This window comes from Rhizobium sp. TAL182, from assembly GCF_002117725.1.
In the GTDB taxonomy this organism is placed as follows: domain Bacteria; phylum Pseudomonadota; class Alphaproteobacteria; order Rhizobiales; family Rhizobiaceae; genus Rhizobium; species Rhizobium esperanzae.
This window is the reverse complement of sequence record NZ_CP021024.1, coordinates 2,050,549-2,074,669: the sequence shown is the minus strand read 5'-3', so window position 1 is coordinate 2,074,669 and position 24,121 is coordinate 2,050,549. Positions and strand designations below refer to the sequence as shown.

Annotated in this window: 25 protein-coding genes and 4 tRNA genes; 15 read left to right on the top strand and 14 right to left on the bottom strand. The window is 60.5% G+C overall.

All coding sequences use genetic code 11. The features are described 5' to 3' along the window. Positions 1-154: 154 nt before the first annotated feature. Positions 155-231 (top strand) — tRNA-Pro (locus Tal182_RS10450). A 72-nt stretch (positions 232-303) separates the two neighbouring features. Here Tal182_RS10450 and Tal182_RS10445 read toward each other — a convergent pair. Then, the gene (locus tag Tal182_RS10445; protein ID WP_085859380.1) at positions 304-789 is read right to left on the bottom strand and encodes a DUF192 domain-containing protein; all 486 of its coding nucleotides are present in this window, start codon (positions 787-789) and stop codon (positions 304-306) included. Between the two features lies 1 nt (position 790). Then, positions 791-1,369 carry a cold-shock protein gene (locus Tal182_RS10440; protein WP_064802232.1) on the bottom strand — a complete coding sequence of 193 codons (579 nt, stop codon included), beginning with the start codon at positions 1,367-1,369 and terminating at the stop codon, positions 791-793. A gap of 194 nt (positions 1,370-1,563) precedes the next feature. On the opposite strand from Tal182_RS10440, the gene gloA reads away from it, so the two are divergent. From gloA to Tal182_RS10415, 5 genes are all read left to right on the top strand, one after another. After that, entirely contained in the window at positions 1,564-2,004 is a 441-nt protein-coding gene (gene gloA, locus Tal182_RS10435; protein ID WP_085859379.1) for a lactoylglutathione lyase, read from the top strand. 166 nt (positions 2,005-2,170) lie between these two features. Continuing rightward, complete coding sequence (locus Tal182_RS10430) at positions 2,171-3,247, top strand: D-Ala-D-Ala carboxypeptidase family metallohydrolase (RefSeq protein ID WP_094299094.1); 1,077 nt, start codon at positions 2,171-2,173, stop codon at positions 3,245-3,247. A gap of 198 nt (positions 3,248-3,445) precedes the next feature. Beyond that, positions 3,446-3,520 (top strand) — tRNA-Glu (locus Tal182_RS10425). Positions 3,521-3,595: 75 nt separating this feature from the next. Continuing rightward, positions 3,596-3,670, top strand: a tRNA-Glu gene (locus tag Tal182_RS10420). A 173-nt stretch (positions 3,671-3,843) separates the two neighbouring features. Next, positions 3,844-3,918: transfer RNA gene (locus Tal182_RS10415), tRNA-Glu, on the top strand. 48 nt (positions 3,919-3,966) lie between these two features. On the opposite strand, the gene recJ is transcribed toward Tal182_RS10415, so the two are convergent. The 5 genes from recJ to Tal182_RS10390 all read right to left on the bottom strand — a co-directional run bounded on the left by recJ (position 3,967) and on the right by Tal182_RS10390 (position 9,493). Then, a complete protein-coding gene (gene recJ, locus Tal182_RS10410) occupies positions 3,967-5,769 on the bottom strand; it encodes a single-stranded-DNA-specific exonuclease RecJ (RefSeq protein WP_085859377.1) in 1,803 nt (600 codons plus the stop codon). A gap of 80 nt (positions 5,770-5,849) precedes the next feature. Continuing rightward, the gene (locus Tal182_RS10405; protein WP_085859376.1) at positions 5,850-6,095 is read right to left on the bottom strand and encodes a hypothetical protein; all 246 of its coding nucleotides are present in this window, start codon (positions 6,093-6,095) and stop codon (positions 5,850-5,852) included. Between the two features lie 156 nt (positions 6,096-6,251). Then, the gene (locus Tal182_RS10400) at positions 6,252-7,577 is read right to left on the bottom strand and encodes a homoserine dehydrogenase (protein WP_064810226.1); all 1,326 of its coding nucleotides are present in this window, start codon (positions 7,575-7,577) and stop codon (positions 6,252-6,254) included. 62 nt (positions 7,578-7,639) lie between these two features. After that, complete coding sequence (locus tag Tal182_RS10395) at positions 7,640-8,857, bottom strand: LL-diaminopimelate aminotransferase (protein WP_064802220.1); 1,218 nt, start codon at positions 8,855-8,857, stop codon at positions 7,640-7,642. 222 nt (positions 8,858-9,079) lie between these two features. Beyond that, positions 9,080-9,493: a hypothetical protein gene (locus Tal182_RS10390; RefSeq protein WP_064802219.1), complete on the bottom strand. Its 414-nt coding sequence runs from the start codon at positions 9,491-9,493 to the stop codon at positions 9,080-9,082. Positions 9,494-9,639: 146 nt separating this feature from the next. Here Tal182_RS10390 and phaC point away from each other — a divergent pair, with 146 nt between their 5' ends. Both phaC and Tal182_RS10380 read left to right on the top strand, forming a co-directional pair. Continuing rightward, positions 9,640-11,490 (top strand): class I poly(R)-hydroxyalkanoic acid synthase, encoded by a 1,851-nt coding sequence (gene phaC / locus Tal182_RS10385; RefSeq protein ID WP_245344854.1) that lies wholly within the window; start codon positions 9,640-9,642, stop codon positions 11,488-11,490. A gap of 207 nt (positions 11,491-11,697) precedes the next feature. After that, positions 11,698-13,035 (top strand): DUF2778 domain-containing protein, encoded by a 1,338-nt coding sequence (locus Tal182_RS10380; protein WP_085859374.1) that lies wholly within the window; start codon positions 11,698-11,700, stop codon positions 13,033-13,035. A 42-nt stretch (positions 13,036-13,077) separates the two neighbouring features. Here Tal182_RS10380 and Tal182_RS10375 read toward each other — a convergent pair whose 3' ends face one another. Then, on the bottom strand, positions 13,078-14,235 hold the full coding sequence (locus Tal182_RS10375) for an aminotransferase class I/II-fold pyridoxal phosphate-dependent enzyme (protein ID WP_085859373.1): 1,158 nt from the start codon (positions 14,233-14,235) through the stop codon (positions 13,078-13,080). A gap of 204 nt (positions 14,236-14,439) precedes the next feature. Between Tal182_RS10375 and Tal182_RS10370 the strand changes: the two genes are divergently transcribed. The 6 genes from Tal182_RS10370 (at position 14,440) to Tal182_RS10345 (ending at position 19,276) form a co-directional block, all read left to right on the top strand. Beyond that, the gene (locus Tal182_RS10370) at positions 14,440-15,198 is read left to right on the top strand and encodes a DsbA family protein (protein ID WP_064802212.1); all 759 of its coding nucleotides are present in this window, start codon (positions 14,440-14,442) and stop codon (positions 15,196-15,198) included. Positions 15,199-15,358: 160 nt separating this feature from the next. Further along, entirely contained in the window at positions 15,359-15,796 is a 438-nt protein-coding gene (gene aroQ, locus Tal182_RS10365; RefSeq protein ID WP_085859372.1) for a type II 3-dehydroquinate dehydratase, read from the top strand. Between the two features lie 20 nt (positions 15,797-15,816). Continuing rightward, the gene (gene accB, locus Tal182_RS10360; protein WP_064802208.1) at positions 15,817-16,293 is read left to right on the top strand and encodes an acetyl-CoA carboxylase biotin carboxyl carrier protein; all 477 of its coding nucleotides are present in this window, start codon (positions 15,817-15,819) and stop codon (positions 16,291-16,293) included. A 10-nt stretch (positions 16,294-16,303) separates the two neighbouring features. Continuing rightward, positions 16,304-17,653 carry an acetyl-CoA carboxylase biotin carboxylase subunit gene (accC, locus tag Tal182_RS10355; protein ID WP_064802207.1) on the top strand — a complete coding sequence of 450 codons (1,350 nt, stop codon included), beginning with the start codon at positions 16,304-16,306 and terminating at the stop codon, positions 17,651-17,653. A gap of 7 nt (positions 17,654-17,660) precedes the next feature. Further along, positions 17,661-18,275, top strand: coding sequence for a leucyl/phenylalanyl-tRNA--protein transferase (aat, locus tag Tal182_RS10350; protein WP_085859371.1), 615 nt, complete (start codon positions 17,661-17,663; stop codon positions 18,273-18,275). Between the two features lie 74 nt (positions 18,276-18,349). Then, complete coding sequence (locus tag Tal182_RS10345; protein WP_085859370.1) at positions 18,350-19,276, top strand: DUF2167 domain-containing protein; 927 nt, start codon at positions 18,350-18,352, stop codon at positions 19,274-19,276. Positions 19,277-19,346: 70 nt separating this feature from the next. On the opposite strand, the gene Tal182_RS10340 is transcribed toward Tal182_RS10345, so the two are convergent. The 5 genes from Tal182_RS10340 to gatB all read right to left on the bottom strand — a co-directional run bounded on the left by Tal182_RS10340 (position 19,347) and on the right by gatB (position 22,890). Then, positions 19,347-19,787 carry a DUF2155 domain-containing protein gene (locus Tal182_RS10340; RefSeq protein WP_064802201.1) on the bottom strand — a complete coding sequence of 147 codons (441 nt, stop codon included), beginning with the start codon at positions 19,785-19,787 and terminating at the stop codon, positions 19,347-19,349. A gap of 114 nt (positions 19,788-19,901) precedes the next feature. Beyond that, on the bottom strand, positions 19,902-20,300 hold the full coding sequence (locus Tal182_RS10335; RefSeq protein ID WP_064810220.1) for an NADH:ubiquinone oxidoreductase subunit NDUFA12: 399 nt from the start codon (positions 20,298-20,300) through the stop codon (positions 19,902-19,904). 102 nt (positions 20,301-20,402) lie between these two features. Continuing rightward, positions 20,403-20,876: a GNAT family N-acetyltransferase gene (locus Tal182_RS10330; RefSeq protein WP_085859369.1), complete on the bottom strand. Its 474-nt coding sequence runs from the start codon at positions 20,874-20,876 to the stop codon at positions 20,403-20,405. A gap of 4 nt (positions 20,877-20,880) precedes the next feature. Next, positions 20,881-21,384, bottom strand: coding sequence for a GNAT family N-acetyltransferase (locus Tal182_RS10325; protein ID WP_085859368.1), 504 nt, complete (start codon positions 21,382-21,384; stop codon positions 20,881-20,883). A gap of 3 nt (positions 21,385-21,387) precedes the next feature. Further along, positions 21,388-22,890, bottom strand: a complete 1,503-nt coding sequence (gatB, locus tag Tal182_RS10320) for an Asp-tRNA(Asn)/Glu-tRNA(Gln) amidotransferase subunit GatB (RefSeq protein WP_064802192.1) — start codon at positions 22,888-22,890, stop codon at positions 21,388-21,390. Between the two features lie 146 nt (positions 22,891-23,036). Between gatB and Tal182_RS10315 the strand changes: the two genes are divergently transcribed. Then, positions 23,037-23,348, top strand: a complete 312-nt coding sequence (locus Tal182_RS10315) for a DUF1294 domain-containing protein (RefSeq protein WP_085859367.1) — start codon at positions 23,037-23,039, stop codon at positions 23,346-23,348. A 3-nt stretch (positions 23,349-23,351) separates the two neighbouring features. On the opposite strand, the gene Tal182_RS10310 is transcribed toward Tal182_RS10315, so the two are convergent. Then, on the bottom strand, positions 23,352-23,861 hold the full coding sequence (locus Tal182_RS10310) for a GNAT family N-acetyltransferase (protein WP_085859366.1): 510 nt from the start codon (positions 23,859-23,861) through the stop codon (positions 23,352-23,354). Positions 23,862-24,121 lie beyond the last annotated feature (260 nt).

Sequence of the window (24,121 nt, the reverse complement as noted above, 5' to 3'; positions counted from 1 at the left end):
GCCCTGACGTCCAATTGCGCCTCACAGGTAAATTGACGGCCGACCCGAGATTTCCCCCTGCGTCCACAGACATGGTGAGAAATCTCCGGCGACCGCTGGATTTATGGGTTGCGACGGCGAAGCGAACCGTGTATTCCCGCTGCCAATCACGGCACGGAGTGTAGCGCAGTCTGGTAGCGCATCTGGTTTGGGACCAGAGGGTCGGGAGTTCGAATCTCTCCACTCCGACCATTCAATACCCTGATATCCATCAATTTCTTGATACCTGCATCGCAGCTGGTGCACCCGCGAGCTTACGTACCGTCACTTCGCCTTCGTCGTCGTGGCGCTGACGATTCTGTCGCCTGGCTTGATTCCGAGTTTGCCGACGATGCCGGCATTGAGTTCGACGACGTATTTCACCGGGCTCATCGAATCGATGATGTCGCGTGAATAGGGTTTTGCGTTTTCCTTGATGTGGCGGATCGTGCCGGTGTCGTCGGCAAAGAGCATGTCGAGCGGCAGGATGGTGTTCTCCATCCACATGGCAACGCGCCGTGTTTGCCCGAAATCGAAAATCATGCCGGCGTCATCAGCCATCGACTTGCGAAACATCAGCCCGCGGGCGCGCTGATCACCGGTGGCGGCGACCTCGACGGTAAAATGCAGCATCTTGCCCGCGGCTGTCTGGATGAGCAGCGGCTCCTTGTCGAACCGCATCTCCTCCTCAGCCAAAGCCGGCAGGGCGACCAAGAAAAAAAGCGCCAGGACGGCGCTTCTGATCGCATGAAACAGGACGATGCCGCGCATGTCAGTGCGACCGGCTTGCCGGGCTCGGAACGTCGGGATGGATCTCTGCGGCCATCAGGCCCTTTTCGCCATCGCCGAAGCGGACGAGGACCACCTGGCCGGGGCGCAGCTCCGTCAGCCCGAAGCGGCGCAGCGTTTCCATGTGCACAAAAATGTCTTCGGTGCCCTCGCCGCGCGTCAGGAAACCGAAGCCCTTGGTGCGGTTGAACCACTTGACAAGCGCACGCTCGAGCCCGCTCGTGGCGGTGACCTGCACATGGGTGCGCACCGGCGGCAACTGCGAGGGATGAATGGCAGTCGACTGATCCATCGAGAGGATCTTGAAAGCCTGGTAGCCGCGCTCGCGGCGCTGGACGAGAGCGACGATGCGCGTGCCCTCGAGGATCGTTTGGTAGCCGTCGCGGCGCAGGCAGGTCACATGCAGGAGAACATCCTGCATGCCGTTATCAGGCACGATGAAGCCGAAGCCCTTGGCGACGTCGAACCACTTGACGACACCGGTGATTTCGACAAGATCGACCGCTTCTGACGACAGCTCGTCGACATCGGTGTATGCGTTCGATGAAATCCTATCAGCCATTATCGCCAGCCCCTCGAATACGCGTCACACTGTTACGGTTAACTGATTCTTGAAATCAAGATTAACATCTTGGTAACGGATAAGCGCAAGTCCTAGTTTTCGGTTATTCCCAGCTGCACATTTTATAAAGATGACTTGCCCGAAGCTGACCTCGGCTCGCCAAAAAGGCCAGCCCCTATAAAGGAGTAGATAGAATGCGTTATCTTCATACGATGGTTCGCGTCAAAGATCTGGACGCTTCGCTTGCCTTCTATACCTCGCTGTTCGGACTGGAGGAGATTCGCCGCCACGAAAACGAGAAGGGCCGCTTTACCCTAGTTTTCCTGGCCGCTCGCGACGATCTCGACCGTGCGCGCAGCGAAAAAGCCCCCTGCCTCGAGCTCACCTACAACTGGGATACGGAGGATTATAGCGGAGGACGCAATTTCGGCCACCTCGCCTATGAGGTGGATGATATTTACGCGATCTGCCAAAAGCTGATGGATAACGGCATTACCATCAACCGGCCGCCGCGCGACGGCAACATGGCCTTCGTGCGCTCGCCCGACGGCATTTCGATCGAAATTCTGCAGAAGGGAAGCCCGCTTCCGGCCGCCGAACCCTGGGTTTCCATGGGCAATACCGGCGCCTGGTAAGGGTTTTGGCCGCAAGGCTTTTGCGAAACTTGCGGCTTTTGCGATTTCGGGTCCGGCTGGCGCCTTGGCGCTTGCCGCGACCCGGCCCCGCAGGCAATCTCCCGGTGAATCGAAGCGGAGGATGGCGATATTTCGCTGTTTTTCGCATCAACCGGAGACAGATTGCTTGGGTAATATTGAGACGCGGATGCCCATTACCGGCGCATTGCTGATCGCCACCTCGATGTTGGCGCTGTCGGGCTGCGTATCGAACAAGAAGACGCTCGATTCCGCAGCGGCGACCCCTGCGGTTCCGGCGACGGTGGCTGCAGCGCCACAAATTGGCGCAACGGCGCCGGTGAAATCTGCCCCGCGCTCGGTCTATACCGACCCCCGGCTCGTCAATGTCTCCGGCGCCCAGGCCGCGCCACAGGTCGTGGCAGGGGATGCGAATGCCGCCGTCCCGCCGGCCGATCCGGCAATGGCGGCGCCTGCCAATATAGGCGGGCTCGTCATGCAGTCGACACGGATCAACGCCCAGGCGATGAGCATCTTTTCGGATCACCAGGCGCCGCCGCAGAACAACAGCACGTCTACCGTCATCCAGCCGCAAGCCTTTGCGCCGACGGAAGGAGTGGCACCCGCAAAAAGCAGCGTCTACAGCCAGCCGATCATGCCCTCGCAGCCGGCAGCGCCGGTGCTGCCGCAGCAATCGTCTGAAAATTCCGGCACGCAGCCTGCGCCCGTACAAACAGCCTCGGTGGCGACGGGCGGTATCCCGGCCTCGACGACAAACGCGCTTTACAGCGCACCGAAGCAGAACCTGCTCGGCAGTCTTTCCGGCCTCCTGCACAAAGCCGCGCTGCCCGGCATGACGCGAGTTGCGCCGAACGGGCTGCACGTCCAGAACGACAATGTCGAGGTCGGCTGCTTCAAGCCGGACCTGCTGAAAGTGATCAAGACGGTCGAGAACCATTTCGGCCGGCCCGTCATCGTCACATCAGGCTATCGCGACGAAGAACATAACCGCCTGGTCGGTGGTGCTGATGAATCGATGCACAAGAGCTGTGAGGCCGCAGACATTCAGATCGACGGCGTGTCCAAGTGGGATATCGCCGCCTATATCCGCTCCTTGCCGGATCGCGGCGGGGTCGGCACCTATTGCCACACCGACTCGGTCCACCTCGACACCGGCAAGACCCGCGACTGGAACTGGGGCTGCGGCGGCAAACGGGCGCCCGTAACCACCGCAAGAGCGATCTAACATCGTCGGCGCGAAGTTCCCTCACCTAAGGTCAGCTGAACTTCATCTGCTTCTGGGAGGCCGTACAAGCCTTTGATTCGGCAGCAGTAATCTGAAATACCACGGCCGTCGGAATATCTGTCATTTTTTTGAAAAAAATCGCATTTGCCGCTTGCGGCTTTCGAAGGTGCTGACTATAAGGGCGCCACCACGAAGGAAGCGCCCTTCGTCTATCGGTTAGGACACCAGATTTTCATTCTGGGAAGAGGGGTTCGACTCCCCTAGGGCGTGCCACTTTCCCTCCATATAGAAGCCATCACATCCGCTTGCAGAAGCCGGCGCGTACGCCTATTTTAACGAGGCTGGCCTGCGCCCTTCGTCTATCGGTTAGGACGACAGATTCTCATTCTGTAAAGAGGGGTTCGACTCCCCTAGGGCGTACCATCGAGCTTATGATGCCGCCAACCACCCGTCGGTTCGATATTTCCAGCCATCCGCCGCCCCGTAGCGCCATGTTTTCCACAGCTAAAAAAAATCGGCAAAAACTGTGATTTTTTCGCGCCTTGGCGCTTGCGGCTTTCGAAGGTGCTGACTATAAGGGCGCCACCACGAAGGAAGCGCCCTTCGTCTATCGGTTAGGACACCAGATTTTCATTCTGGGAAGAGGGGTTCGACTCCCCTAGGGCGTGCCACTTTACTTCCTTATATTCGTTCATCCGACGGCGGCTTTCGCAAGCGTGCTATCTCGCTGGCGCTGCGTCGCAGACGCGCAGCTGGATGCGGCGCGCGCCTTGATAATGTTCGGCGCCGAGCCAGCCTGCGACATGGAGGCTGGCGCCGCGTGAATTGATGAGAAGATTGCCGAGGCCGGTATCGGCGGCGCGGAAGGCGATTCCATCGAGCCGCGACCCGTCCATCGCCTCCAGCGTCACCTTCACATGTTTCTCGCCGACCAGGCGCGTGTCTCGTACCCGATGCGCCGGTACCGCAAAAAGCGGCTGGGCGTGGCCGGAGCCATAAGGGCCGGCGGCTTCCAGGCGGTCAATGAGTTCAAGCGTGGCGCCGCTTGCGCCGATTGCGCCATCGATCTTCAATGTCTCGTTGGCGACGAGGCTCGCCACTGTCCGTGCGGCCTTCTCGGTAAAGAAGGTTCTCAACCTGCCGAGATCGGCGCGCTCGACCGTCAGCCCCGCCGCCATGGCATGGCCGCCGCCCTTGACCAGGATGCCCTCCTCGACCGCAGCCCGCACCATCCTGCCCATGTCGAAGCCATTGATGGAGCGGCCTGAGCCGGTGCCGCGGCCGGAGGGATCGAAAGCGATCGCGAAGGCGGGCCGTTTGAATTTCTCCTTCAGCCGCGCGGCGATCAGCCCGACGATGCCTGGATGCCACTTCTCGTGGGCGGTGACGATGACGGAGGCGCCCTCGCCGTCGCCGTATTCGGCAAGCGCCTCGGCTTCCGCCTCCTGCAGCATCATCGCCTCCATCGCCTGGCGTTCACGGTTGAGCTCGTCGAGGCGCTGCGCGATCACCTCCGCCTCGCCGGCATCATCGAGCGTCAGCAGGCGGCTTCCGAGTGCGGCGTCACCAATCCGTCCACCGGCATTGATGCGCGGGCCGATCAGAAAGCCGAAATGATAAGGCGTCACCGGGCCTGCGAGCCCCGCCTTGCGGAAGAGTGCGGCAAGCCCGGCATTGCTCTGGTGCCGGGCAGCAACCAGCCCCTTGACCACATAGGCGCGATTGAGCCCCTTCAGCGGCACGACATCACAGACCGTCGCAAGCGCCACGATGTCAAGCCATTGCAGCAGGTCGAGCGCCAGGATGTGTTTGTTGCCGGCCGCGCGCAGCAGCCGCAATGTCGCGACCAGCACCATGAAGACGACGCCGGCCGCGCAAAGATGCCCCTGCCCCGACAGATCGTCCTCGCGATTGGGATTGACGAGTGCATGGCAGGGCGGCAGCTCATGTGTCACCTGGTGGTGATCGATGACGACGACATCGATATTGCGCGCAGCAGCCGCCGCAAGCGCGTCGTGACTGGTGGAGCCGCAATCGACGGTGACGATCAGCCGGGCGCCATTGTCGATCAGCTGGTTGATCGCCGCCGGATTGGGGCCATAACCTTCAAAGATGCGGTCGGGAATGTAGATGTTCGCCTTGACCCCGAAATGGCTGAGAAAGCGGAACATCAGCGCCGAGGAGGCCGCCCCGTCGACATCATAATCGCCGAAAATCGCCACGCTCTCGCCGCGCTCGATCGCACGCACGAGGCGGGTTGCCGCCTTCTCGCAATCGGTCAGTGTGTGGGGATCGGGCATCAGGCCGCGGATTGTTGGATCGAGGAATTCGATCGCTTCGTCAACCGGGACGCCGCGTCCTGCGAGAACCCGGGCGATCAGATCCGGCAGCCCGTGAACCTGCGCCATGGCGAGCGCCCGGTTCTGGCCGGCCTGGTCGAGTCTTGCAACCCAGCGATTGTCGAGTGCGGATTTCTCCACGCCAAGAAACGCGCGCTGTACCGGATCGACGAGATCTGCCATTCCAAACTCCGCTGACTTCATCTGTTCTTTCTACAGGAGCAGCGGAGATAACATAGCGACGGATTTGCAGACACGCATTTTTACCAGAAGATCAGCCAGATGATCACGGCGATGCCACCGATCTGCACCAACAAGACCGAAAACAGCGTCAGCAGAATGGCCCAGTTGCGGCCTTCCGTGTGTTCATCGTCAAGGGCCTCGTCATGGCTGTCGTCCCTCATGTCAGGACGCATCGGCTTGAGGATGTCTGCAAACATATCAGGGCGGGCTGGCGGCACCTTGCTCGGGCTGCCATGCTCCTTTCCGGCGTGGCTGTCCTTGCTCATGAAATACTCCACGCCGGCGACTCACCATCTGTGGTTTTATTTATATCAATATTTCGGCATTTGGTAATATAGACTTCCGCAGGGAGGCTGAACGATTAACAGAAAAAGCCGCCCTGCCAGAGACAGAGCGGGCTCATACTCTCAGACGAAAGATGCTTAAGCTTCTTCTTTCGGCCGTTCGATGCGAATCACCTGCGGCTCGCCGAAGAGATAGCCTTCCGACTTTATCGAGGCGACCGCCTTGCGCACCGACTCTTCCATCGTCGCATGGGTGACGAGAATGATCGTCTGGTGATGCGATGGGGCCAGGTGCTGCGTAGAGCGCTGGACGATCGATTCGAGCGAGATGTGGTTTTCCGCCATGCGGGTGGCGACGCTTGCAAAGACGCCGGTGCGGTCGAGCACAGTCAGGCGGATAAAATATCCGCCCTCGTGGCTCTGCATCTGCGCCTTGCGGTAAGGCTCCAGCGCCTTTGCGGGATGGCCGAGCACCGGCACGCGCTGAGCGCCCGGCTGGCTCTTGGCTATATCGGCGATATCGCCAAGCACGGACGAGGCCGTCGCATTGCCGCCGGCGCCTGGACCGACCATCAGCAGTTCGCCGAGGACGTCGGACTCAATTGCAACCGCATTGGTAACGCCGTCGACTTGGGCGATGACAGAATCGACCGGGACCATGGTCGGGTGTACACGCTGTTCGATGCCGGTCTCGGTGCGCTGGGCAACGCCGAGCAGCTTGATGCGGTAACCGAGTTCGGCGGCGGCGTGGATGTCCTCGATCGAGATATTGGTGATGCCTTCGAGATAGATGTCGTCGGCCGCAATGCGATTGCCGAAGGCAAGCGTCGTCAGGATGGCGAGCTTGTGGGCGGTATCGTTGCCCTCGATATCGAAGGCGGGATCGGCTTCGGCATAACCCAGCCGCTGCGCTTCCTTGAGGCATTCGGCGAAGGAAAGCCCCTCCTTCTCCATCTTGGTCAGGATGTAATTGCAGGTGCCGTTCATGATGCCATAGATGCGCGAGACGGCGTTGCCCGTCAGCGATTCGCGCAGCGCCTTGATGACAGGGATGCCGCCGGCGACCGCCGCCTCGAAATTCAACAGCGAGCCCTTCTCTTCCGCGATCGTCGCAAGCTCGACGCCGTGATAGGCGAGCAGCGCCTTGTTGGCTGTCACCACATGGAGACCACGCTGAAGTGCGGCACGCACCGAGACGTTGGCAGCCCCTTCGGCGCCGCCCATCAGCTCGACGAAGACGTCGATATCACCCTTTTCGGCCAGATCCTCGGGCCGATCGAACCAGGTGACGGCAGAAAGATCAACGCCCCGGTCCCGCGTTTTGTCGCGCGCGGAAACCGCGGTGATCGTAATCGGACGTCCGCAGGTGACGGCAAGCTCGTTGCTCTTCTGCTGAATGATGCGGACAAGCGAGGCGCCAACGGTGCCTAAGCCCGCAATGCCGATTTTGAGGGCATCTGCCATGGATCGATCCTGAAATGTCTGTGTGGCGGCAGCCGCCGAACGCGGCTGCCCAAGAGTTGGAATTAACGGTGGGCGTTAAGCGAGATGACGTTATGCATCGTCTCGTCTGCCGTCGACATGAACTTCTTGATGTTGCGCGCAGCCTGACGGATGCGGTGTTCATTCTCGACAAGCGCCAGACGGACATAGTCGTCGCCCATCTCGCCGAAGCCGATGCCCGGAGCAACGGCGACGTCCGCCTTCTCGACCAGCAGCTTGGAAAACTCCAGCGAACCGAGATGACGGAACTTTTCCGGGATTTTCGCCCAGGCGAACATGGTGGCTGCCGGCGGCGGCACTTCGAAGCCCGATTTACCGAAGCTTTCGACCATGACGTCGCGGCGGCGCTTATAGACATTGCGCACTTCGGCAATGTCGGAGCCGTCGCCGTTCAGGGCATGCGTCGCCGCCACCTGGATCGGCGTGAAGGCGCCGTAATCGAGGTAGGACTTGACGCGGGTGAGTGCAGCGATCAGCCGCTCGTTGCCGACGGCAAAGCCCATGCGCCAGCCAGGCATGGAAAAGGTCTTCGACATTGACGTGAACTCGACCGTCACATCCATTGCGCCCGGCACTTCGAGAACCGACGGCGGCGGAGCGCCGTCGAAGTAGATCTCCGAATAGGCGAGGTCGGAGAGCACGATGATGTCGTGCTTCTTGGCGAAGGCGACGACGTCCTTGTAGAAATCGAGCGTCGCGACAAAGGCCGTCGGGTTCGAGGGATAGTTGAGGATCAGCGCCAAAGGCTTCGGGATCGAATGGCGGACCGCGCGCTCGAGCGGCGGGAAGAAAGTCTCGTCCGGCTCCACCGACATCGAGCGGATCACGCCGCCGGCCATCAGGAAGCCGAAGGCGTGGATCGGATAGGTGGGGTTCGGGCAGAGAATCACGTCGCCGGGAGCGGTGATCGCCTGCGCCATGTTGGCGAAGCCTTCCTTGGAGCCCAGGGTGGCGACCACCTGCGTATCCGGGTTGAGCTTGACGCCGAAACGGCGGGCGTAATAGGCGGCCTGGGCGCGGCGCAGGCCCGGAATGCCCTTGGAGGACGAATAACGGTGCGTGCGCGGGTCCTGCACGACCTCGCACAGCTTGTCGACGATCGCCTGGGGAGTCGGAAGGTCAGGGTTTCCCATGCCGAGATCGATGATATCGGCGCCGCCCGCTCGCGCGCTTGCTTTCAAACGGTTGACCTGTTCGAAAACATAAGGCGGCAAACGCCGGACTTTGTGAAACTCTTCCATTTCATTCCCCATGGAAAGGCGGCATTTCGGGCCGCGGTCGAAGTTCGTTCCGTCTTCCGGCGGCTGCGACACGAACTTCACAATCGCAGCGCCGTATTCATCAGACCCAAGCCAAGCGGCAAATCTTTGACGGAAAGGCCGCACAACCACGCATTATCGGCAAAATCGCATCTTCCGATCCATCCGGAAGGCTTTGCGTCCAATTTGCCTGAAAGGCAAGGCTTATTTGGAGATTTCAGAGAGCGTCTGCGCACCGTGCTCGGCGGCAAGGCGGCGCATTTCGGTGACCTTGGCCTGATATTCGGCTTCCGAGATCGTGCCCGCCTTGCGCCGGGCTGCAAGCGCGGTCAACTGATGCTGCAGTTCGGCCGCCTGCTCGTCGCTCATCTGGACATTGGCGGCCGTCAGCGGCGCGCCGAAATTCGGATAGCCGTCCGGTGATTTCATCAGACCGCCTTCAACCGCCTCGCCCTTGGTTGCCGGCATGACGACGGCGGTCGGCGCCGCTCGCTTGGCGGCGGCGGCGGCTTTTTCCTCCGCCGTCAGATTGCATCCGGCAAGGGTCATCGCCGCCGCGGCGCAGATCAATGCGGTGCGGTTGAAGGTTGCGATGCGCCGAATGTCGTTCTCGATCATGCCTCAAAATCCAGTTCTGATTGCTTCGACTGTTAAATTTGTCGCAGCCACAAAGCAATAGCACGAGCCGATGCGGGTGGAACTTGTTTTCTCGTTCGGTCACGATGTACAACAAACGGATAAAAAGAGTGCTGCCGCCGGAGGAAATGGTGACCGACAGCAAGCAGGAGAGTGGCGGCCAGAAGAATGGCGACAAGACCGGTTTCGACGCGACCGATCTCGAACCCTATCTGTTGAAGGATCCCGAGACCATGGCGATGAATTTCGCCCGGGCGCTCGAAAATCTCGGCCAGGCCGCCTCGGCCTGGCTTGCGCCGCGCGAACGCGGCGAGATTAACGAAACCGCCATCGATCCGATGACCGACATGGTCAAAACGCTTTCCAAGGTCAGCGAATACTGGATTTCCGATCCCCGTCGCACCTTCGAGGCGCAGACCCAGCTGATGTCCTCGTTCTTCGGCATCTGGATGCGCTCGATGCAGCGCGTGCAGGGCGAACCCCTGCCGCCCGAGCCCGACACCCGCAAGGACAAGCGCTTTTCGGACGAGGATTGGCAGAAAAATCCGTTCTTCGATTTCCTCCGCCAGGTCTATTTCGTCACGAGCGACTGGGTGGACAAGCTAGTGTCGGAGACCGACGGCCTCGACGAGCATACCAAGCACAAGGCTGGATTCTACGTGAAGCAGATCACGGCAGCCCTTTCGCCGAGCAACTTCATCGCTACCAACCCGCAGCTTTACCGCGAGACGATCGCAAGCAACGGCGAAAACCTGGTGCGCGGCATGAAGATGCTCGCCGAGGACATCGCTGCGGGCAACGGCGAGCTTCGCCTTCGACAGACCGACATGACAAAATTCGCTGTCGGCCGCGACATGGCGCTGACACCGGGCAAAGTCATCGCCCAGAACGATATCTGCCAGATCATCCAGTACGAAGCCTCGACCGAAACAGTTCTGAAGCGGCCGCTGCTGATCTGCCCGCCCTGGATCAACAAGTTCTATATTCTTGATCTCAACCCGCAGAAATCCTTCATCAAATGGTGCGTGGACCAGGGCCAGACCGTCTTCGTCATATCCTGGGTCAACCCGGATGCGCGTCACGCCGAGAAGGACTGGGGCGCCTATGCCCGCGAGGGCGTCGATTTCGCGCTCGATACGATCGAGAAGGCGACCGGCGAGAAGGACGTCAACGCCGTCGGCTACTGCGTCGGCGGCACGCTGCTAGCGGCGACACTGGCGCTGCACGCCAAGGAGAAAAACCGGCGCATCAAGACCGCCACGCTCTTCACAACGCAGGTTGATTTCACCCATGCCGGCGATCTCAAGGTCTTCGTCGACGAGGAGCAGCTTGCCGCGCTCGAAGAGCATATGAAGGCGGCCGGCTATCTCGACGGCACGAAGATGTCGATGGCCTTCAACATGCTGCGCGCTTCCGAGCTGATCTGGCCTTATTTCGTCAACAGCTACCTCAAGGGTCAGGAGCCCCTGCCCTTCGACCTGTTGTTCTGGAACGCCGATTCGACCCGCATGGCGGCAGCAAACCACGCCTTCTACCTGCGAAACTGCTATCTCCGCAATGCGTTGACGCAGAACGAGATGATCCTCGACGGCAAGCGCGTATCGCTAAAGGATGTGAAGATCCCGATCTATAATCTCGCCACGCGCGAAGACCACATCGCGCCTGCAAAATCGGTCTTCCTCGGCAGTCAGTTCTTCGGCGGCAAGGTGGAATTCGTCGTCACCGGCTCGGGACATATCGCTGGCGTCGTCAACCCGCCCGACAAGAAGAAATACCAGTTCTGGACGGGTGGCCCGGCCAAGGGCGACTACGAGACCTGGCTCGAGCGGGCCACCGAGACGGCGGGGTCGTGGTGGCCGCATTGGCAGACCTGGATCGAGACGCAGGACGGCAGACGCGTTGCGGCCCGCAAACCCGGCGGCGATGCGCTGAACGCGATCGAAGAAGCACCGGGAAGTTATGTGATGGAACGCACCTGAGACGCCGGCAGGCATCTCTTTTTGAGACATCCCAAGAAACAGCGATATCGCGTAAACAAATTAGAAACCATAATTCGTCATCCTCGCGAAACAGTCGGAAGTCGCAAGCGGCCTAAATTCGGCCCCTTTGCGCCCTTACCGGCCCGGCGAAGTTTTAGTCAGTCAGTGCCGCCGGCCTGCGTAGCGAGTTTGAAAGACGAGTGTAGTATGGCGTTTGCGGTAGGGACGTTGGATCACGTCGCCCCTCTTGGCGGATCTGCTTTGCGTTCGCACAGATCTCGCGGTTTTCTTTACGGTGTCATCGGCGCCGGGCTTTTAACCTCAACATGGCTGATCGCGACCTTGGCAACGATGCATTCGGTCGCGGCGCCCTTTTCTCCAGCCGATAGCCTGGCACAGATCCGGGCCGCCTCGAAGGCGGCGCCGTCAACTCGCCTTGAGAGGTTGATCCATGTCGGCAAGGGTGACCGGCTGACCGCCTTCAACGCGAAGCCGAAAACGCCGCTGACGGCAAGCCTCATCCAGTCTCACGCCGAAAAGACGGCCGCTGCCGCAACGGCATTGGCGGCTCTTACGAAGAACAATCGGCTCGTCATGGCTGCCGAGCAACCGGTCGTCGCCGCGATTTCCGACAGTGCCAAGTTCCGCAAGGATGATGCGATCGCGCCGCCGCCGGTCGAACTCGCCTCGGCAGAGATTGAAGAAGACGACGGCAACCGGATCATCGTTCCGTCAAAGGAGGCCGTCGCCGCGGCCCAACTCCAGGCAATGCTCGCGCTTGCTGATGCCGACCCCCGGCAGATCGCGCCCGCCCCGATCGAGCCGGCCGCCTCTCATGTCAGGACCGCCTCGGTTCCTGCAACAGAATCCGCACCGGTGGAGGTCGCAGCGGCGGAGGATCAACCCTTCGATCTGGTCCTGTCGCCCGATGCAGGTTCCGTGCCGTTGCCGATGGCGCGTCCGGACGGACTCGTGGGCAAACCGGCGCCGGCCGTCAAGGGTGCACAGCGCTCTGCCGGGCCTGTCCTGGCCTATGCCCAGCCGAACTCGCCGATCGAGGACGATGAGGACGATGCCGTGCCGCGCTACGACAAGCCGGTCTTCTCGCCAAAACTGCGGGCAGGTGTCGCGATCTACGACATCGAAAACAGCACCGTCTATCTGCCGAACGGCGAACGGCTGGAGGCTCATTCCGGTCTCGGCAAGATGCGCGACAATCCGCGTTACGTGGACAAGAAGATGCGCGGACCGACGCCGCCGCATACCTATGTCCTCACGATGCGCGAGGCCCTCTTTCACGGTGTCGAAGCGCTGCGCTTGACACCGGTGGAAGGCTCGGATGCCATCTATGACCGCGTCGGCCTGCTTGCCCACACCTACATGCTCGGCAAGAACGGTGATTCCAACGGCTGCGTTTCCTTCAAGGATTACAAACGCTTCCTGGCCGCCTACAAACGCGGCGAGATCAAGCAGCTCGTGGTGGTGCCGCGGCTGAACAACAAGCCCGCCTCGACCCTCGCCTCGCTGTTTTCGTCGCGCAGCTAATCTAAGGAGCAGGTGGGCAAGCAGCCGCTTGCCCCCGCAGCCCTACTTCAGCCAGACTGCTATCCGCTCCAACGCCTCGGCGATCTCTCCTTGCGAACCCGCATAAGAGAGACGCAGGGTTCGGTGTCCCTCCAGCGGATCGAAATCCAGGCCCGGCGTCGTCGCGACGTTGATTTCCGCGAGCATGCGTTTGGCAAAACCCATGCTGTCATTGGTGAAGCGCGAGACATCGACATAGGCGTAGAAGGCGCCGTCCATCGGCGAAGCGGGCGCAAGGCCGATCCTGGGCAGGCGGTCGAGCAGCAGCGCGCGATTTGCGGCATAGCTCGCCCTGACATGATCGAGCTCTTCGCTTGCGCCAAGCGCAGCCACCGCTGCGATCTGGGAGAGCTCGGGCGGCGAGATATAGAGGCTCTGCGCCACCCGCTCGATCGGCCGCACCAGCCGTTCCGGCAGCACCATCCAGCCGATTCGCCAGCCGGTCATGCAGTAATATTTGGAGAAGGAGTTGATGACGATCGCCTTGTCCGTCAGCTCGAGCGCGCTCGCCTCCTCCCCCGCGAAGGTCAGCCCATGATAGATCTCATCGGAGATGAAGGCGATGGATTGGGCCGCGCAGTAATCCGCAAGCGCCTTCAACCCGTCACGGCCGGTCACCGTGCCGGTCGGGTTGGCGGGGCTTGCAAGCAGCACACCTTTGAGCCTGACGCCGCTTTGCTGCTGCGCCGCCTCGAGGCTCTCGGGTGTCAGGGTGAAGTGGGTCTCGGCCGTCACCGGCACTTCGAGAACCTCCAGCCCCAGCGCGCCGAGAATGTTGCGATAAGCGGGATAACCCGGTCTTGCGATCGCCACGGCATCGCCGGCATCAAAAAGCGTGAGGAAGGCGAGATTGAACCCTGCCGAGGAGCCTGTGGTTATGGCGATGCGCTTGGGATCGATCTCCAAGCCGTGACGGTCCCTGTAGTGCCAGGCCAGTGCGGATTTCAGCCGCGCCGTCCCCAGCGCATCCGTATAACCGATCCGGCCTTCGACAAGGGCGGCGCTTGCCGCTTCGAGGGCAGATCGAGGCGCGGGATGCGAGGGCTGGCCGACCGCCATCGAGATGACGGGATGGCCGACTGCCCGCCGCTTCGTCGCCTCCGCCAACACGTCCATGGCATGAAAAGGCTCGATTTCGCTGCGTTTCGATATGGAAAACAAGATCGCTTCTCGCTCGGCTTCTTCGCTATTGGCCAGACAATTGCCGCATTAATCGGCTCATCACAATCCCGCGAGGGCGGCGCAGGGATGAAAATTCCTGTTTGAACAGAACTCGACACCCCGTACCTTGACGCGACGCGTTCAAGTCCATAACCCGGCGACGGTTTTCTCGACCAAGACCACATCGCCGATGACGAGGATATCATGGCCTTCTTCTCAAAAAGCTTCACCGCACTGGCGCTCGCCGCATCGATCGCGCTCCCGTTTCCGGCGGCAGCGCTCGACGATCAGCAGAAGAAGGAGTTCGGCGAATTCATCAAGCAATATCTGATCGAAAACCCGGAGATCATGCTCGACGTCCAGGACGCGCTGCAGAAGAAGCAGGAAGCCGCGCGGCTGGTGAAGGCCAATATGGCGATCGAGGAGAACACCGCGAACATCTTCAATTCAAAGGATGACGTCACGCTCGGCAATCCCAAGGGCGATGTGACCGTCGTCGAATTCTTCGATTATAATTGCACCTACTGCCGCCACGCGCTTCCCGACATGCAGGCGATGCTGAAGAAGGACACGAACGTCCGCTTCGTCCTCAAGGAATTCCCGATCCTCGGGCCGGATTCGGTTGCCGCCCACAAAGTGGCCGACGCCTTCCGCAGGCTGGCGCCTGCCAAATATGCCGATTTCCATGTCGCCCTTCTCAGCAGCGAAGGCCGTGCCTCGGAAGACAGTGCGATCGCTGTCGCAGGCTCTCTCGGCGTCAGCGAAGACAAGATTCGCGCCGAGATGGCGAAGAGCCCGAACGATGGGATCGTTCAGGCGACCTATCAGCTTGCCTCCAGCCTCGGCATCAGCGGCACGCCCTCTTATGTGATCGGCAACGAGCTGGTCCCGGGCGCCGTCGGGCTCGACGATCTCGAAGCCAAGGTCAAGAACATGCGCAGCTGCGGCAAGACCGCCTGCTGAGGAATCAGGCAGCCGACCGGCCGCTCATCAAATCGCCAGAATCGAAGCGTTTCAGCCATGTGGACAAATGTGGCGCGATTCCTGTCGGCCAACCCGTAAGGGCTTTCATTCAGCCCTCGCGGAGTCTATAGGTTGCCGTCGTGCATTTACGGAACATTCGATGACGCAAACGATTTTTGTCCTGAACGGCCCAAACCTGAACATGCTGGGTAAACGAGAGCCCGGCATTTATGGCGGCAAGACGCTCAAGGACATCGAGGCAGACTGCAAGGCAGCCGGGCGCGCACTCGGCTTTGATATCGACTTCCGTCAGAGCAACCACGAAGGCACGCTTGTGGACTGGTTCCACGAGGCCGAGGAAAAGGCTGCCGGCGTCGCCATCAATGCAGGCGCCTATACGCATACGTCAGTCGCGCTGCACGACGCGATCCGCGCTATATCAATCCCCGTCATCGAACTCCACATATCCAACGTCCATGCACGGGAAGAATTTCGCCACAAGTCGATGATCGCGCCGGCATGCAAGGGCGTGATCTGCGGCTTCGGGCCTCACAGCTACATCCTGGCGCTCCATGCGCTGAAGAACATCACGGCATAAGAAGAAGACAGGGCAACACCATGGCTGAAAAGAAATCGGGTATCGATCAGGCACTGATCCGCGATCTCGCCAATATTCTCAACGAGACGGATCTGACGGAGATCGAGGTCGAGCAGGACGACTTGCGCATCCGCGTTTCGCGCGGCGGCACGCCGCAATACGTCCAGGCGCCGATTGCTGCACCTGCCTTTGCCGCCCCGGCCGCAGCCGCCGCTCCCGCAGCCGCCGCTGCCGCGCCCGCCGCAGCACCCGGCCGCAACCCGGCGAATGTCGTCAATGCGCCGATGGTCGGCACCGTCTACATGGCGCCGGCTCCGGGCGCACGTCCCTTCATCGAAATCGGCGCCACCGTCAAGGAAGGGCAGACGCTCATCATCATCGAAGCGATGAAGACGATGAACCAGATTCCTTCGCCGAAGTCAGGCAAGGTGACCGAGATCCTCGTCGACGACGGACATCCCGTCGAATACGGCCAAGCCCTCGTCGTCATCGAATAGGCCCAAGCCCATGATTTCGAAAATCCTCATCGCCAATCGCGGGGAAATCGCCCTTCGCGTGCTTCGGGCCTGCAAGGAGCTCGGCATTGCCTGCGTCGTGGTGCATTCCACCGCCGATGCCGATGCCATGCATGTGCGCCTTGCCGACGAAAGCGTCTGCATCGGTCCGCCCTCCTCGCGCGAGAGCTATCTCAATATCCACCAGATCGTCGCCGCCTGCGAGATCACCGGCGCCGACGCCGTGCATCCGGGCTATGGCTTCCTCTCCGAGAATGCCAAGTTCGCCGATATTCTCGACGCGCATGGCATCACCTTCATCGGGCCGACGGCTGATCACATCCGCATCATGGGCGACAAGATCACCGCCAAGACGACGGCGCTGGAACTCGGCATTCCCGTCGTTCCTGGCTCGGATGGCGAAGTGAAGACCGAAGAGGATGCGCTGCGGACAGCGGCCGAAATCGGCTATCCCGTGCTGATAAAGGCAACGGCCGGCGGCGGTGGGCGCGGCATGAAGGTCGCCAAGAGCGAGGCCGATCTGATCGAGGCCTGGTCGACGGCGCGCACGGAGGCGGCAGCCGCCTTCGGCAACGATGCCGTCTATATGGAAAAATACCTCGGCAAGCCGCGCCACATCGAAATCCAGGTCTTCGGTGACGGTGAAGGCAACGCCATTCATCTCGGCGAACGCGACTGTTCGCTGCAGCGCCGCCACCAGAAAGTCTGGGAAGAAGCGAATTCGCCTGCGCTCAATGTCGAGCAGCGCATGAAGATCGGCCAGATCTGCGCCGATGCCATGAAGAAGCTGAAATATCGCGGCGCCGGCACGATCGAATTCCTCTACGAGAACGGCGAGTTCTATTTCATCGAAATGAATACCCGCCTGCAAGTGGAACATCCGATCACCGAAGCGATCACCGGCATCGACCTGGTGCACGAGCAGATCCGCGTCGCCTCCGGCGGCGGGCTTTCCGTGACGCAGGACGAGGTGCATTTTTCCGGCCATGCGATCGAATGCCGGATCAATGCCGAGGATGCGCGCACCTTCGTGCCCTCGCCCGGAACGATCACGCATTTCCATGCGCCGGGCGGCCTTGGCGTGCGCATCGATTCCGGCGCCTATCAGGGTTATAAGATTCCGCCCTATTACGACAGCTTGATCGGCAAGCTGATCGTGCACGGCCGCACCCGTGTCGAATGCATGATGCGCCTGCGCCGCGCGCTCGACGAATTCGTCGTCGACGGCATCAAGACGACGCTGCCGTTGTTCCAGGATCTCGTCTCCAACCAGGATATCGCCAACGGCGACTACGATATCCACTGGCTGGAACATTACCTCGCCAACACGCCGGCGGCATAGGACAGGAATGGCAGGATCGCGCAGGAAGTCACCAGGCATAACCCCTGACATCCTCCTGCGCGCCTATTCCATCGGCCTCTTTCCGATGGCCGAGTCCGCCGATGACCCGGAGATCTTCTGGGTCGAACCGGAATTGCGCGGCGTTCTGCCGCTCGATGATTTCCATATCTCGAAAAGCCTCGCAAAAACGGTGCGCAGGAAACCCTTCGAAATCCTCTTCGATCACGATTTCGACCAGGTGATCGCGGCTTGCGCGGAGGAAACATCGGGACGCCCGAGCACCTGGATCAACCAGACGATCCGATCGCTTTATTCCACGCTGTTCGAAATCGGTCATGCCCATACCGTCGAAGCCTGGGACGGCGATCAACTGGTCGGCGGCCTCTACGGCGTCTCGCTTGGCTCGGCCTTCTTCGGCGAAAGCATGTTTTCACGCCGGACGGACGCCTCGAAAATCTGCCTTGTACACCTGGTCGACCGGCTGAGGGAAAAGGGCTTCACGCTGCTCGATACGCAATTTACCACCGAGCACCTGAAGACGTTCGGAGCGATCGATGTGCCGAAGACCGAATATGCGTTGTTGCTTGCCAACGCGATGGAATCGCCACACCTGAAGTTTTAAATGTGATCGTTTCATCCTTGCGTTGATTTTTGGGCCGATTGAATAGGTTCGGCCATGCAACGGGGGATAGCATTTTGAAACGATATTTTGCGGCCGCAATCCTTTTCGTCTTGTTCACGGGTCAAGCCGGGGCGCGCCCTTACCAGGAGATGTTCCCTGCCAGGGCTTTTTCGGACGCAGAAAAACCACTGCTGCAAAAGCTCGATTTTCAACAGGGTGCAATCAAGCTGCCTGCTGCAAAGGCAATGCTGAACGTGCCCGAAGGCTTCTACTATCTCAATTCCGCAGATACGAAGAAGGTGCTGGTCGATATCTGGGGAAATCCGCCGCAGGCGGCTGAGGGAACGATGGGGATGATCTTCCCGGCGAAATACGCGCCGACCGATATCGCGGCCTGGGGTTCCATTGTCGAATACAGCGCCGACGGCTATGTCTCAGACGCCGATGCCGCCACGACCGATTACGATGAACTGCTGCAGAACATCAAGGATTCCATTCGGGAAAACAACGTCGAGCGCGAAAAGCAGGGTTTTCGAAAGATCACGCTTGTCGGCTGGGCCTCGACGCCGCATTACGACAAATCTGCGCATGCGATGCATTGGGCGCGCGATCTGCTGTTCGGTGATGATGCGCAAGCCCCGCATACGCTTAACTACTCCATGCGCGTTCTTGGTCGCCAGGGCGTATTCGAGTTCGATTTCGTGGCTGGCCTGAACCAGTTGAAGGAGATCGAGCAGGTCATTCCGACCGTCACGACGCTCGTGCAGTTCGACAAGGGAATGGCCTATACCGACTTCGTCGAAGGCGACAAGATCGCGGCCTACGGAATGGCCGGCATGATCGCCGCGGGTGCGGGCGCCAAGATCGCCGCAAAGGTGGGGCTCCTGGCGCTTGCCGCCGCCTTTCTGAAAAAGGCCGGTATCCTTATTGTCATCGTGCTTGGCGGTGCGCTTCGGTTTGCCAAAGGTCTTTTCACGCGAAACAAGACACCCACGGCATAGGCTCGCGGCTTAACCAGGAGACGGCGCCGAAATTGTGAAGCTTTTTTGGCGTCTGCCTAGCTGATATCAATCAGCGAGCCGGCGCCTTGGCGCTGTCGGGTTCCGGGACGTCCGAGCTTGTCTTGCAGTCCTTCAGCCAGACGTCGTAGATCGGATGCTCGACGGCGTTGAGGCCGGGGCTGTCGGCGAACATCCAGCCGGTGAAGATGCGGCGGATCTTGCGGTCAAGGGTGATTTCGTCGACTTCGACAAAGCCGTCGATCTTCTGCGCTTCCGCCTGGTCGCGCGAATAGCAGGCCTTCGGCGTCACCTGCAGGGCGCCGAACTGTACCGTCTCATTGACATAGACATCGAACGTCGTGATGCGGCCGGTGATCTTGTCGAGACCGGAGAAGACGGCAACCGGATTGTCAATGCGGGCGGCATGCGCCGCAACCGGTGGAAGCAGAGCCGAGAGCGCCAGCAGCGATCCGGCGCCACGCAGGACCATGTACCGCGTGAAGAGCTTCATATGCACCCGTCTCCAGACATTTTCGGTTCACTGCCGCTGTCAAGCGCGGCCAACCTGCGGGTAAAGGTCAATTGTGGCCAAAAGCCGGGCTTGCGATCGCCCGGTCGGGCCGTCTCAGTTGCCGGGCGTCCAGGCGTCGTAATCGCCGGTGACACGCGGCCGCTCGCCCGGAACCGCGAGCGAGCCCGGCGGACGGTAAGCCTGCGGCGAACCGGTGAGGTTCGGACGATGCGTCTTCTGCCATTCCTTGGCGACGTAGTTTTCCTTGGACGGCGGAACATCGGTGCGATGATGCATCCAACCATGCCAGCCCGGCGGAATGGCGGAGGCTTCGGCATAACCCTTGTAGATCACCCAGCGCTTCGGCAGGCCATAGGAAGACATGCCGCCTTCATAATAGACGTTGCCGAACTCATCCTCGCCGACGCGCTTGCCAAAACGCCAGGTCGCAAAACGCGTGCCTATCGTCTGACTGTTCCACCAGGTGAAGATTTGAACCAGAAGATTCCGCATGTCTTTTCCTTGTGCCCGCCAGTGCGGGCCAAACCAGAATTTAGCTCCTCGCTTATGCCGTCGCCAAGCCGAATTGTCCAGCGATTCCACGAGAGGCAAGGGTCATTTCAAGGCCATCTTGAAGCCGAGATGCGAAGGTTTGAAGCCAAGCCTTTCATAGAAACGATGGGCATCCTTGCGTATGGCATTCGAGGTCAGCTGTACCAGCCGCACGCCGCGGCCTTTTGCCTCTGATATGGCGAATTCGATCATTCCAGTGCCGATGCCCTGCCCGCGCATGTCGGCCCGCGTCTGCACCGCCTCGATGATCATCGTCGAAGAACCACGGCCTGTCAGCGAGGTTGTGAGCATCGTCTGGAACGTGCCGACGACTTCGCCGCCGCGCTCTGCGACATAAAGCGTCTGGTTCAGCGAAGCCTCAATGACGGCGAAGGCCTTGGCATAATCGGCAAAAGCCTCGACATCCGACGTATCGCCGTGACCGCCGAGAGCATCGGCGGCAAACATCGCCACAAGCGCCGGCAGATCGTCCCCGTGCGCTTGGCGAATGAGAATATCGGATAACTCGACCGGCACGGCCTTAATGCCCTTGCAGCGGTTTTTCGAAAATCAGCGAGGGAATGCCGGATTGTCCGGGTGCGCTGTTCTCGTTGCGGCCAACTTCCGTGAAATCATGCGCCCGGTAGAAGGCGATCGCCGCCGCATTCTGCGGCTCGACTTCCAGACGCATGATCTCAGCATCCGGAAAGCAGGTTTCGAGCTCGGCGAAGATATCGCGGCCGATGCCCTGGCGCTGCAGCGACGGATTGACGTAGAGGAGATGCAGCATGACCGTCTTCGTCAACGCTTGCGACATCGCTGCATACCCCACGCCGCCGATGTTGCGGCCATTATCGGCGACGAGGAACTCGGCATCCTTGCGCGCCAGCCGCGCCTTCAGCGCTGCCGGCGTAAAGAGATGGGCGATCAGATCGTCCACCTTTGTTTTGCCGTGGAGTTCGTCATAGGTGGCGTGAAAGCTCTCCACCAGAAGAGCGCGCACCTTCTCGAGGTCGCGCTCTCCGGCGGTGCGGACGAAATACACGGGTTATTCCTCGATGCCGAGCTTCGCCTTGACGAGCGCCTGGACCGCCTGCGGATTGGCCTTGCCGCCGGTCGCCTTCATCACCTGGCCGACGAACCATGCCGCCATGGTCGGCTTCGCCTTGACCTTTTCGACCTGTTCGGGATTGGCGGCGATGATCTCGTCCACGGCCTTTTCGATGGCGCCGGTATCCGTCACCTGCTTCATGCCGCGCGATTCGACGATCTCGGCGGGATCGCCGCCTTCGGTCAGCACGATCTCGAAAAGGTCTTTGGCGATCTTGCCGGAGATGGTTCCGGCCTTGATGAGGTCGATGATCGCGCCGAGCTGAGCCGGCGAGACCGGCGTCTGTTCGATGTCCTTGCCGGTACGGTTGAGCGCACCGAGCAGGTCGTTGATCACCCAGTTTGCCGCCGTCTTGCCGTCGCGGCCGGCGGCCACGGCCTCGAAATAATCGGCGATCGCCTTTTCGGAAACGAGCACGGAGGCATCGTAGACCGACAGGCCGAGTTCACGCACGAAGCGCTCCTTCTTGTCGTCGGGGAGTTCCGGCAGATCGGCTTCGAGCGCCTTGACGAAGGCATCGTCGAATTCGAGCGGCAGCAGATCCGGATCGGGGAAGTAGCGGTAATCATGCGCGTCTTCCTTGGAGCGCATGGAACGCGTCTCGCCCTTGTTCGGGTCGAAGAGGCGTGTCTCCTGATCGATCGTGCCACCGTCTTCCAGAATGCCGATCTGGCGGCGCGCTTCGTATTCGATCGCCTGGCCGATGAAGCGGATCGAATTGACGTTCTTGATTTCGCAGCGCGTGCCGAAAGCCTCGCCCGGACGGCGCACGGAGACGTTGACGTCGGCGCGCATCGAGCCTTCGTCCATGTTGCCGTCGCAGGTTCCGAGATAACGCACGATCGAACGCAGCTTGGTCATATAGGCCTTGGCTTCATCGGACGAGCGCATGTCGGGTTTGGAGACGATCTCCATCAGCGCCACGCCGGAACGGTTTAGATCGACATAGGACATGGTCGCGTGCTGGTCGTGCATCGACTTGCCGGCATCCTGCTCGAGGTGCAGGCGCTCGATGCCGATTTCGATATCCTCGAACTGGCCCTGGCGGTCCGGCCCGAGCGAAATGACGATCTTGCCTTCGCCGACGATCGGATCCTTGTATTGCGAGATCTGATAGCCCTGCGGCAGGTCGGGGTAGAAGTAGTTCTTGCGGTCGAAGAGCGAACGTTTGTTGATCTCAGCTTTGAGGCCGAGACCGGTGCGCACGGCCTGCTTGACGCATTCCTCGTTGATGACGGGCAGCATGCCGGGCATGGCGGCATCGACCAGAGATACGTTCGAATTCTGCGGCTTGCCGAATTCCGTCGAAGCGCCGGAAAAGAGCTTCGAATTGGACAGCACCTGGGCATGGACTTCCATGCCGACGATGACTTCCCAGTCGCCGGTGGCGCCGGGGATGAAGCGTTTCGGATCGGGCGTGCGGACGTCGACAATGGTCATCTGATGCTCTTTGCAGGCTGTTCTTTTCCACTGGTGAGGTAAAGGAAATGGCATTCCGGTGCAAGGCTTTCCCCATCGCACACCGCGGTTTGACGAAGGGCGGCGACATTTGCCTTGGGTTAACCGGGGCATGGCAGTGTAGCCGCATGACGATGACCGACATCACCAAATTGGCCGCACTGTTTCTGGCGCTGAACCTGATCGTCTTTTCGGTCTATTTCCTCGACAAGCAGGCGGCGCGCCAGGGCGGGTGGCGCATCAGCGAGCGTACGCTTCTGACCCTTGCGCTGATCGGCGGCAGCCTCGGTGCGGTGGCGGCACAGCAGCTCCTGCGCCACAAGACGAGGAAGGAGCCGTTCCGGTCGATGCTGGCGGCGATCCTGGTCCTCCACGGCGCCTTGGCCGCGGCGCTGGCCTTCGCGCCGCTATGGGCCCCTCGCCTTCATCTGGATTTTTAAACTTCAGAATTCCTGCCCATAGCCGCCTGGGCTGCCCGAAACCAGCGGCTTCGTCAGCCCGACAGAGGGCACGTCGCGGTCAAGCTTCGGATTATAGGCGACCGACAGCCAGTGGATGCCGTAACCGTGCTTCCGAAAAAAGCCGATTGCCTCGCTATTGCCGGAATGAGTCTGCACCGCCGCCGTCTCGAAGCCTCGGCCGGCGATATCCTTCTCAATGCGTTCGAGAAGGGCTGAGCCGAGTCCCTGCCGGGTGAAGATGGGATCGATCCAGAAATCCGAGATAGTTTCGTCCAATCCCTCGCGTGCAGCCCAGCCTGCGACCTGGCCGTTCTGCTCGATGATCGTGATGGTCAGCCAGTCATTCTCCACGAAGTTGCGAAAGGCGTTGCGCGCCGCGTCGATCATCGCATCCGATTCGCCGATCGACGCCATCGCCTTCTGCCAGGCCCTGAGCCCGATCTCGCTCAAGAGCTCCGCTTCCCCGTCTCGGGCATTGCGAATGTGGATCAACGACACCTCCGCGTTACCCCTCTAACTAGATCACTGAGTCGCGGAATTTACCAGTAGCTGCAAAGGGATGATCAATCGAAACCAGGGTTTTCGACCGGTTTTCATCGACAAGGATGCTCTTGACCGCTTTTTCCGGGCTGAATAATGGATCTTATCGAGGTGTTTTATGTTGAGCCTGCCTGAGACCCGGTAAAGGCCCTGCCCGCAAGTCGTCTTGCGCGCATTGGCCCGAAAAAACGAAGCCCTGACGTTCGAATGAG

Coding starts and splice junctions, on each gene's coding strand:
- Tal182_RS10370 (WP_064802212.1), top strand. CDS start 14,440: ATGGCCTTCTTCTCAAAAAGCTTCACCGCACTGGCGCTCGCCGCATCG.
- gloA (WP_085859379.1), top strand. CDS start 1,564: ATGCGTTATCTTCATACGATGGTTCGCGTCAAAGATCTGGACGCTTCG.
- Tal182_RS10400 (WP_064810226.1), bottom strand. CDS start 7,577: ATGGCAGATGCCCTCAAAATCGGCATTGCGGGCTTAGGCACCGTTGGC.
- Tal182_RS10390 (WP_064802219.1), bottom strand. CDS start 9,493: ATGATCGAGAACGACATTCGGCGCATCGCAACCTTCAACCGCACCGCA.
- aroQ (WP_085859372.1), top strand. CDS start 15,359: ATGACGCAAACGATTTTTGTCCTGAACGGCCCAAACCTGAACATGCTG.
- accB (WP_064802208.1), top strand. CDS start 15,817: ATGGCTGAAAAGAAATCGGGTATCGATCAGGCACTGATCCGCGATCTC.
- aat (WP_085859371.1), top strand. CDS start 17,661: ATGGCAGGATCGCGCAGGAAGTCACCAGGCATAACCCCTGACATCCTC.
- Tal182_RS10445 (WP_085859380.1), bottom strand. CDS start 789: ATGCGCGGCATCGTCCTGTTTCATGCGATCAGAAGCGCCGTCCTGGCG.
- Tal182_RS10395 (WP_064802220.1), bottom strand. CDS start 8,857: ATGGAAGAGTTTCACAAAGTCCGGCGTTTGCCGCCTTATGTTTTCGAA.
- Tal182_RS10335 (WP_064810220.1), bottom strand. CDS start 20,300: ATGCGGAATCTTCTGGTTCAAATCTTCACCTGGTGGAACAGTCAGACG.
- Tal182_RS10380 (WP_085859374.1), top strand. CDS start 11,698: ATGGCGTTTGCGGTAGGGACGTTGGATCACGTCGCCCCTCTTGGCGGA.
- recJ (WP_085859377.1), bottom strand. CDS start 5,769: ATGGCAGATCTCGTCGATCCGGTACAGCGCGCGTTTCTTGGCGTGGAG.
- Tal182_RS10315 (WP_085859367.1), top strand. CDS start 23,037: ATGACGATGACCGACATCACCAAATTGGCCGCACTGTTTCTGGCGCTG.
- Tal182_RS10405 (WP_085859376.1), bottom strand. CDS start 6,095: ATGAGCAAGGACAGCCACGCCGGAAAGGAGCATGGCAGCCCGAGCAAG.
- gatB (WP_064802192.1), bottom strand. CDS start 22,890: ATGACCATTGTCGACGTCCGCACGCCCGATCCGAAACGCTTCATCCCC.
- phaC (WP_245344854.1), top strand. CDS start 9,640: ATGGTGACCGACAGCAAGCAGGAGAGTGGCGGCCAGAAGAATGGCGAC.
- Tal182_RS10440 (WP_064802232.1), bottom strand. CDS start 1,369: ATGGCTGATAGGATTTCATCGAACGCATACACCGATGTCGACGAGCTG.
- Tal182_RS10340 (WP_064802201.1), bottom strand. CDS start 19,787: ATGAAGCTCTTCACGCGGTACATGGTCCTGCGTGGCGCCGGATCGCTG.
- accC (WP_064802207.1), top strand. CDS start 16,304: ATGATTTCGAAAATCCTCATCGCCAATCGCGGGGAAATCGCCCTTCGC.